This window comes from Bradyrhizobium cosmicum (assembly GCF_032290525.1).
Classification (GTDB): domain Bacteria; phylum Pseudomonadota; class Alphaproteobacteria; order Rhizobiales; family Xanthobacteraceae; genus Bradyrhizobium; species Bradyrhizobium cosmicum_A.
In genome coordinates, this window is sequence record NZ_JASXTA010000052.1 from 1 (window position 1) to 8,787 (window position 8,787).

The following is an 8,787-nucleotide window of genomic DNA, read 5'->3' on the forward strand; positions in this document are numbered from 1 at the left end:
TCCCGTCGTCCATACCTGGTCCTACAAACTCGCCGACGCCGCCTGATATGATTCGAACCAAGAAAACGCTGACCTAGGCTGACCCAGCGCCCCCCACCACTACGATTGGTCGCTTTCGCCTATGTGAGCCTCTGCCGCTCCGTGCCGCTAGTGCTGGTGGTGTTCTGGTTCTACTTCATGGTGCCGCTGGTCATCGGTCGACCCGTGGGCCAGTTTTTCTCCGTCCTGATCTCGTTCGTCCTGTTCGAGGCAGCTTACTTTTCAGAGACGATACGCGCCGGCATTCAGAGCGTCCCCCGCGGGCGATTGTCCGCGGCGCTTTCGACGGGGCTGACGCTGCGCCAAAGCTTTCAGTACATCGTCTTGCGTGAGGAAGATGGCGCCGATTCTTTTGACCCAGTGCATTATCCTTTTTCAGGACACCTCGGTTGCATATGTCGTCGCGCTAAATGACTTCCTTACATCGACTTCCATCGTCGCTCAAAGCGAGGCCCGGCCCATTGAAATGTATACATTCGCAGCCGGAGTTTATCTCGCAATCTGCTTTTCTGTTTCCCTTCTTGTGGAGAGCCGAACGTGGATTGGTCTATATTAGTGGGCATGATCAAGCTCGATGATCTCAAGCGGCATCTGAAGCCGGGACAGGCCTATCGTCGCGCCGATCTGGCTCGCTGGTCGACGTCCGTCGATCGGCATGCGGGCGGCTTGTACGTGTATCCGAAGGAGACGGCGTTCGGTCCGGCGCTCTCGGCGTGATCCTTAAGCCCGAGCCGCAGCGCCGACATTGCTGGCTTCCAGTTGATGACTTGACGTTCGGTCAAGGACGTCTGGTAGGGACCAGCTTCAGCAATGAGGGTTGCAAGCGTGGTGCGCTGCTTCTTGGCTACCTGTTGGCGCCTCGCCTCGGGCTTCGCGTCGTTCCGGTCCAAGCCCTTGAAGACCTCGCCTGCGGCGATGGTGGCGGCCTTGCGCGCGGCCTTCTCATTATACTTGGCCACGCGCCGAGGGTCTTGCGCTGGGTACCCCTTGTTTCTGCACGGCCATCATTTGGGCGATGGAAGCGCCATAGCGCCTCGGTGGCCACCGGCCAAGGCGCGTGGCGATGTCGCCCGTCACCCCTCCGGCAAGTCGCTCCGCGATGACCTTCGGCCACCCTTGACAGCGGCGGCACGCAGCAGCCAGCGAAGCACAGATCGGGACGAAGAGATGTCGCAGCCGGCCGAACAAGGAGATGGCCCACAACGAAAAGCCTTGACACCAATCGCCCCGTACAAGTCCCTTGGCCTTGCAGACGCGCGGCTCCTATTGCTGCGATCTGTCTTCAAGCAGCCGGTCGCGGAGCTCCTCCGACGCGAAAACGCTCCGCCCGCTGCCATGCCTCGTCATTGTCGCCGCGGAATGCTGAACACGACGCGCTGGGATGTCGTATTAGATAGCAGCAGTCTGCACCAGCGGCTCATCTTATGAAGGCGCGCCGATAGTCGGATCTGCGCGCCGGCCTATGACTCCGCGCGCAGCCGATCGCGCAACGCCGGTCCCTCGGTTGGACATCTGGTGGCGGCACGAGCTCAAACGGTGGTCTGCCGTGACATCGTCCCCCAGCCCCGTCATGAAAGCCCGCAATCGCTCTTCATGAACGGCCAGATACGCGGCGATAATTGTGAGTGATCGACCAAACCACGGCGGATCACAGCTACGGCCGGCGACTCTCGTGAGCGGAGCGTGTGGCCGAGGCAGTGATCGCTAGCGGAAATCTACGCCTGTCAACACGAAGAGCCAAGCACCACTGAATGCGTTGGGCCGGCTTCTCGGTCCATGCCGCGATTTCATTGATGCCAGCTCTGCTCGGATCGAGCGCACCGAACGGCCTCTTCGATGGAAGTGCCTCGCTGCAATAATCGGTCAAGCCGCGACGCTTGCACTACTCTGAGTGTTGCGTCAAAGAGAGGACGACGAGCGCTCTAGGTCCGTAATCCGGTCATTCTCACTCGATGTGGCGTTATCAGCCCATCGGCAAGCCTTTCCCGCGGGTCCGCGCGCGGTCACTCTCCCGGCTCTGCATCGACAAATCCGGCCCCAGCGTGGTCACTCAGACGATGGCAGCGGCCGGGCAAGCGATCATCTTGCCGAAAAAGGCAATTCCCTGTGGCCTCCGCCACGTACGCATTCTGTCAGAATACAAGCGCGCTTCATGTCTGAAACCCGCCTCCGACTCTCTCCGAAAGCCACATTGCACGAAGAAAGACGCGAGCGCGCCCCTTCCAGTGCTGGCCCAAATCCTGCAGCGGCTCTCCGCGCCAGGAAAATTTGGCGGCGGCAACAGGATGGGAGTCGTGTTTGGGCCTCGATCTGTCAATCGACAATGTGGTTGCCGCACCGGAGGTCGCCTGTCTGCACCCCGCTGCGAGAACGGAAGACGCCACCGCTTGCCACCGCCTCGCGCGGCATCGGCCATGTCACCGAAAACCTGTTTGCAGAAGAGGGCCGGCGCATCCTTATTTGCACGGGGCACCACTTTGGTGGCGGGCGATGTCCGTCGGATTCGGAGACAGACGTTCACGTCCACGTCGATCTAGGCATTCGTCGGAAGGTGCCGCACACCACTACCGAGGTCGCGGAACGGCTTGCTGGCGCACCGCTACACGCATTGATCCACCATGCCGGCATTTCGCCACAGACACCGGACCGTACCCGACAGACGTAGTTGTGGGCGTTAGTCGAAGCCTGGACGAGGCTGTTCCGCCTCGACCTGCTCGGCCTGATCCTGCTCCCGCAAGACCTCTTTCCCGATCGGAAGGCGGCCTCGGTATCGAGCGTCGACATGACATGATCGGCGCCTTGTCGCCAGCCCCCCTTTTCCAGCACCGCCAATGCCTCTCGCGTCAAGGCTGACGGTTGCTTGCTCACTCTGAAGCGAGGCGTCAATAGATGATCGATGAACTTGATCTGCGAACCTTCAAGCTGCATCCGCAACGCGCCGCCGTGCTCGGCGAAGTGCACGCGCGCCCTTTCACGCAGCTTGTTTCGCCATTCAGCGTGATCCACTTCGCTGTTCTTGCGCAGGGCGAGGCGGCCGCAAGCGATCGCTGCCGTTTTATCGATTTCTGCCTGGAGCGCAATCTTCCGCCGCCCGAGCAATCGGCGAAACATCATCAGATTGTCATCGGTCCCGCTATGCTACGCTGGGAGCAGCATTCGGAATTTACAACATTCACCTGGATCTGGACTAACGCAAATGGTCCCGCCGCTCAGAAATTTGAGAAAGTTGATGATACCGTCTCATCGCTGATCCGCGCGGTGCGGCAGACGGGTCAATTACTCGTCGCGATCAGGTTAGAAGTTGAGCAAGGCGCCTCGCCGACCAAGCGCGCGGAACAGATTTTTGACAAGAATAGCCTGGCCATGGTTGCCACAAAGAGCGGTGCAGGCGTTGCCGCCTCAGACTTCCACGTCGACGAAAACGGCTTCACGAAAATCCTCGTCTGCGACCTCGGATTGACCTCGCACGATCTCGGAGCGCTGGTGCAACGGCTCCTGGAAATCGAGACCTACCGTCCATTGGCGCTGCTTGGCCTGTCGGCGGCCCTTGAGCTTGCACCATCTGTTGATCGCATCGACCGCCGTCTTGTTGAAGCTCTCGAAAAAATGCAAAGCGGTGAGGGGCTGCAATTCAACAGCCATCTCCTTGCCGAACTGACGGCGTTGGCCGCCTCCTTCGAAAGAGGCGCGACCGGTAGTCTGTTTCGCTTCGGCGCGAGCAGGGCCTATAACGAGCTGGTCCAATCGCGACTGTCCATCATTGAAGGCAATGATGTCTCGGGCTATCCGACATGGTCGTCATTTCTGGCGCGCCGCATGGCGCCGGCGATGCGAACCTGCGCGACCGTGGAAAATCGTCAGGTGTCTCTTTCGGTCAAGCTCGCGCGTGCCGCCGATCTGTTGCGAACCCGTGTCGACGTCGAAATCGAACAACAGAATCATGACCTATTGCAGGCTATAAGCGAACGCACGAGGCAGCAACTTCGGCTGCAGTGCACGGTCGAAGGATTGTCGGTCGGGGCGATTGGATATTACGTGGTCAGTCTGTTTAACTATCTTGCCGAGGGCGCGCACGATGCCGGACTGCCAGTAGAGCCCTCGTTCCTAACCGCAGCCTTCGTACCGATCGCGGTCGGCGTGATCTGGCTGGTGAGTTACAAGATTCGAAAGCGACACCTCAAGCAGGACGACGCGCCCCCGGTGGCTCGTGACTAATGCTCCCTGTGGCAATCAGTGCGTCCGTCCTACGAAGCTCGCATAGCTGTGGTGCGACGCTACCACCAGAGCCCCGACGGGTTAGCCTGTAACTGTCCTTTAATTGATCGGGATAGGGGGACGTCTCGCGACGCCACCCTTCCCATACCACTTGGCATACACGGGTCCGTACCGTGGCGGTTCGACTGAGTTATGCTGGCTCAGAAACCAATATTCGCGAGAGACCGCGAGCGAAGAATTGGTTGCGCAGGGCGTGCTGGATCGCCGGTGCCCGGACATTCGCCAGAGCCCCGCCGGCGAACCGGCGGCAATCGATGCGGCGAACTTCGCGATGGCGAGGCGGCGAAGCTCCGTGAATCGCTTGTGCCGGTTCTGCCATTGTCGCCAGAGATACATTCGCTGTCTTCAGCGAATCCAGGCTTCGAGGTTTGTGAGCACGCCAGCAGTCCGGCAGAACGCCAAGTACCCGCGCCATCCGACGATGGTAAGGCAACAAGTCTTTGATCCTTTCAACTCGGCCGACGTTTCTTCTCCGCGACCTGCCCCGTCGAACGTATTTCGGCCGGCCCTTGTCGCAATCAAGCCACGGGCCACATTTCCGATTAAGAGGATCAGAGCTGCCAAAACGTGGTGCCAGCTGCTGCGGGCGGAATTGAGGCTCAAAACGACCAAAGGATTGCGCCAACGCAACGTGCCTCTCAGCGAAGTCGTTAGACAATTCGGAAGTTGAAGGAGAAACAGATGAGATCGGATCTGGCGCAATCGTACAGTCACGACAGGCTTCCCTGCTACACAAGCTATCCGACCGCGCCGCACTTTTCGTCAGCGATCGGCGAATCTGATTACCGGATGTGGCTCGGATCCCTGCCGCCCCGCCAGCCGGCCTCGATCTATGTGCACGTTCCGTTTTGCCGGTCTATGTGCTGGTATTGCGGTTGCCACACCTCGGTCACGAAGAAAGACAACCCCATCGCAGTCTATACATCGGGCCTGCGAACGGAGGCGCACCTAATCGCCGAAACTATCGGCCACCGCCTTCCTATCTCGCACATCAATTTCGGCGGCGGCACGCCGACGATCATGACGCCCGAGACGTTCGCCGATCTCGTCGGCGCGCTCCGCTTCTCGTATTCCGTGTTGCCCGACGCCGAAATCGCCGTGGAGATCGATCCGCGTACCCTGACCGAGCCGATCGCGGCGGGTTTGGGCTACAGCGGAGTCAATCGCGCGAGCCTGGGGGTACAGAGCTTCGATCCTGTTGTGCAGCGCGCCATCAACCGCGTGCAGACATTCGAGCAGACCGCCACGTGCGTTGAGCGCCTGCGGCGAGCGGGCGTCGGCCGGCTCAACTTCAATCTTATCTGCGGTCTGCCGCTTCAGACCACGCAATCGTGCCTAGACACGGTCGCCAAATGCATCGAACTCCGGCCGGATCGCTTGCGGGTGTTCGGTTACGTGCATATGCCCTCGTTCAAGAAGCATCAGCGCAACATCGACGAACACGCCCTCCTCCAAACAGTCGAGCGCCATCTTCAGTCGGAATTGATTGCAGAAGCCCTGGTCGACGCGGGCTACGTGCGCATTGGTTTCGACCACTTCGCCCTACCTCGCGACAATCTTGCCGCGGCGAAGCGCGAAGGGCGGCTGCGTCGGAACTTCCAGGGTTACACCGACGACACCCCCGAAACGCTCATCGGGCTAGGGGCAAGCGCCATCGGGAGGATGCCGCAAGGATTTGCACAGAATGTCGTGGTAACCCGTGATTACCTGGCGCGCATCGCCGAGGACCGGCCTGCCACCCTCAAGGGGTATGCCTTTACGGGTGACGATCGCTTCCGAGCCGATCTGATCGAACGACTGATGTGCGACATGGCCCTCGACCTGTCGAAGATCGCTCGATCTCATGGCCGCGATCCGAAGTCGGCCGTCGTCGATCGCTCGCGGCTCAATAGCCTCATTGCTGACGGCGCAGTGACCATGGACGGCGACGAGCGACTGTTCGTCAGGAAAGGCGCCGAGTTTCTCGTCAGGACCGTAGCGTCCGCATTCGATGCTCATCTGGCGCGGTCAGTGGCGACTCATAGCCGCACAGTATGAGGCTCCTGGAGCTGCCACACTAAGCGTGATGAGATTAGGCTAGATTGCCGCAGGTACGGCGGTGGAGCGCGCTGCGAAGTCGATCAGCTACCGTCGGCCTCGACTAACCGGTCCAGCTTCTTGAGCGTCTCGGAACGATCACTGAGCGTGGCGGATGCTTTCCGTTGCATGACCTCTAATGGAGCCGCGTAGGCAGCGTAGGCTTCCTTCAAGAAACAAGATCGAGCAGGCGCATTTGGGGCTCAAAGCCACAATCTCGCCTTCGAGTCGGGCGTCGTGTCCCCTTTCGCACTTGCGGAGACCGCATGCCAAACGACATGGTCCTGGCCGGCGAATTCGAAGCCAATCGAGAGATACAGATCAAGAATCGTTCGTTCGATGCCCGTTTGGAGAACCAACTCAACCATGAGCACCTGTCCATACGCTATCGCGGACTTGTCCCAACTTTTATCCAGTTCTGAGTTCGCCTCGGGCCGGCAGCCAAAATACTCGCCGTCGATACCAGCCGTAACTCCACAGCCGGCCGCGTGCGACACCGACGAACCCCGACCGGAAGCATAGCCACGATCGTACGGCCATCTGCACGAAGTAAAATTGACCGATACACGAGATCATCAGCCGAAGCTCGTTTGGGAAAATCGACCTCCATTGAGCATTTTGTACGCGATGCTGCGGTAAGGTTTGTCTTCCTCGAGCCGAGTGGCCGGACCAAATGTCACGCCACTCATCGTGCCGCCTCGTTCGCCTGGTCAAAGAGATTTTGGACAGCATTGGATGGGAACTAACTGTGATGCGCGATATGTGGCCTCTCGCCTCTGCTGACGGCCTCCAACAGTTTCGACGCGATATGTGCGCGGGCTCGAAGCGTTTGCGTCCACCCACACTTAGACCTGTGGACTCGGCGTGCGCCTGATTACACGACCACCAACAGCTCTGCGATCTGCACCGCGTTCAGCGCTGCGCCCTTGAGCAGCTGGTCCGCCGCCACGAACATCGAGATCGAATGCCCGGAGGGGTCGCTGAGGTCATTGCGGATGCGGCCGACCAGGACGTCGTCCTGGCCCGAGGCGTCGATCGGCATCGGGAAGTAGTTCTTGGCGCGGTCGTCGACGATCTTGACGCCGGGCGCTCGCGCCATGATGGCGCGGACCTGATCCTCACTGATCGGCTTCTCGCATTCGAAGGTGATGGCCTCGCAATGAGCCCCCAGCACCGGCACGCGCACGCAGGTGACGCCGATCGCGATCCTGTCGTCCTCGAAGATCTTGCGGGTTTCGTTGATGACCTTGGTCTCTTCGTCGTTGTAGCCGGTGTCAGGGTCGATCGCGGTGTTGTGGTTGAAGAGGTTGAAAGCGTAGGGATGCGGCATCACCTTCGGCGTATAAACCTGCCCGTTGAGATTGGCGCGGGTGGACTCGACCAGCTCGTCCATGGCGGCAGCGCCGGCGCCGGAGGCCGCCTGGTAGGTCGAGATGATCACGCGCTTGATGCGGTTGCTCTGGTGGATCGGCCACAGCGGGACCAGCGCCGTGATGGCGGCGCAGTTCGGGTTGGCGATGATGCCCTTGTGGTCGCGGATGCGGTTCGCGTTGATCTCGGGGATCACTAGCGGCACGTTCGGATCCATGCGGAAGGCGGAGGAGTTGTCGACGACGACGGCACCGGCCTTGACCGCGATCGGGGCATATTTCTTCGAAATGCTGCCGCCGGCGGAGAACAGGGCGATGTCGACGCCTTCGAAGGCGCGTTCGGTCAGCTCCTCGATGATAACGTCTTGCCCACGGAACGACACCGTCTTGCCGGCCGAGCGGGCGCTGGCGAGCGCCTTGAGCTTGCCGACGCGAAAGCCGCACCTGTCCATGGTGGCGATGAATTCGGCGCCCACCGCACCGGTGACGCCGACAATCGCGACGACGGGATCGTTACTCACTTTGTCCTCCATTGATTTGAGAATTCAGACAACAAAAAAGCCCCGGACCAACGAGGGCGGTAGAGTGGATTGCGTTCTAGTCGACGACTACACGCGCACGCCTCCCCGGGCCCCGAAGGCCGTGGTGGTTTTAGTCGTGCGTTTGGTGGTCGTGAACATGGCGGGAGCTTATGCGGGAGAGTTGTCGCAACAACTGATATTGAAGAGCCACGGATTAATGGTTTGAAGCATTCGACTCGAGATGCGATTAAGAAATACTCAGACGCCGTGCATGGGCTGATTTTCGTGATGGAACAACTCTTTGATCTCCTTTTTCAGGCTCGAGGACTTCCGGCGCATCGCCAAGCGATAAGACAAGCTCGCACGTGAATTTTTAGCCACTGTTCATCTGGCCGCTCTCCTCGCGATATTGGCTCAATTGAGTCTGGACCCTAGCACTACTTTGGCAGATTGTTGATTTTGTCTCGTTTTATAGGATTCCCGAATCAATTTTTCAATGATTCATG

At 59.7% G+C, this 8,787-nt stretch carries 5 protein-coding genes and 1 pseudogene; 4 read left to right on the forward strand and 2 right to left on the reverse strand.

Features of this window, described 5'->3' with window-relative positions; all coding sequences use genetic code 11:
- The first annotated feature begins 78 nt into the window (after window positions 1-78).
- The gene (locus QSV46_RS38725; protein WP_409997286.1) at window positions 79-453 is read left to right on the forward strand and encodes an ABC transporter permease subunit; all 375 of its coding nucleotides are present in this window, start codon (window positions 79-81) and stop codon (window positions 451-453) included.
- A 290-nt stretch (window positions 454-743) separates the two neighbouring features.
- Here QSV46_RS38725 and QSV46_RS38730 read toward each other — a convergent pair.
- A pseudogene (locus QSV46_RS38730) lies at window positions 744-1,084 on the reverse strand (hypothetical protein); the annotation flags it as partial.
- Window positions 1,085-2,928: 1,844 nt separating this feature from the next.
- On the opposite strand from QSV46_RS38730, the gene QSV46_RS38735 reads away from it, so the two are divergent.
- The 3 genes from QSV46_RS38735 to QSV46_RS38745 all read left to right on the forward strand — a co-directional run bounded on the left by QSV46_RS38735 (window position 2,929) and on the right by QSV46_RS38745 (window position 6,812).
- The gene (locus tag QSV46_RS38735; RefSeq protein WP_314963958.1) at window positions 2,929-4,254 is read left to right on the forward strand and encodes a DUF3422 domain-containing protein; all 1,326 of its coding nucleotides are present in this window, start codon (window positions 2,929-2,931) and stop codon (window positions 4,252-4,254) included.
- A 741-nt stretch (window positions 4,255-4,995) separates the two neighbouring features.
- The gene (hemN, locus tag QSV46_RS38740; RefSeq protein ID WP_314963959.1) at window positions 4,996-6,351 is read left to right on the forward strand and encodes an oxygen-independent coproporphyrinogen III oxidase; all 1,356 of its coding nucleotides are present in this window, start codon (window positions 4,996-4,998) and stop codon (window positions 6,349-6,351) included.
- 305 nt (window positions 6,352-6,656) lie between these two features.
- Window positions 6,657-6,812 (forward strand): hypothetical protein, encoded by a 156-nt coding sequence (locus QSV46_RS38745; RefSeq protein ID WP_314963960.1) that lies wholly within the window; start codon window positions 6,657-6,659, stop codon window positions 6,810-6,812.
- Window positions 6,813-7,264: 452 nt separating this feature from the next.
- On the opposite strand, the gene QSV46_RS38750 is transcribed toward QSV46_RS38745, so the two are convergent.
- Entirely contained in the window at window positions 7,265-8,293 is a 1,029-nt protein-coding gene (locus tag QSV46_RS38750) for an aspartate-semialdehyde dehydrogenase (protein WP_314963961.1), read from the reverse strand.
- Window positions 8,294-8,787 lie beyond the last annotated feature (494 nt).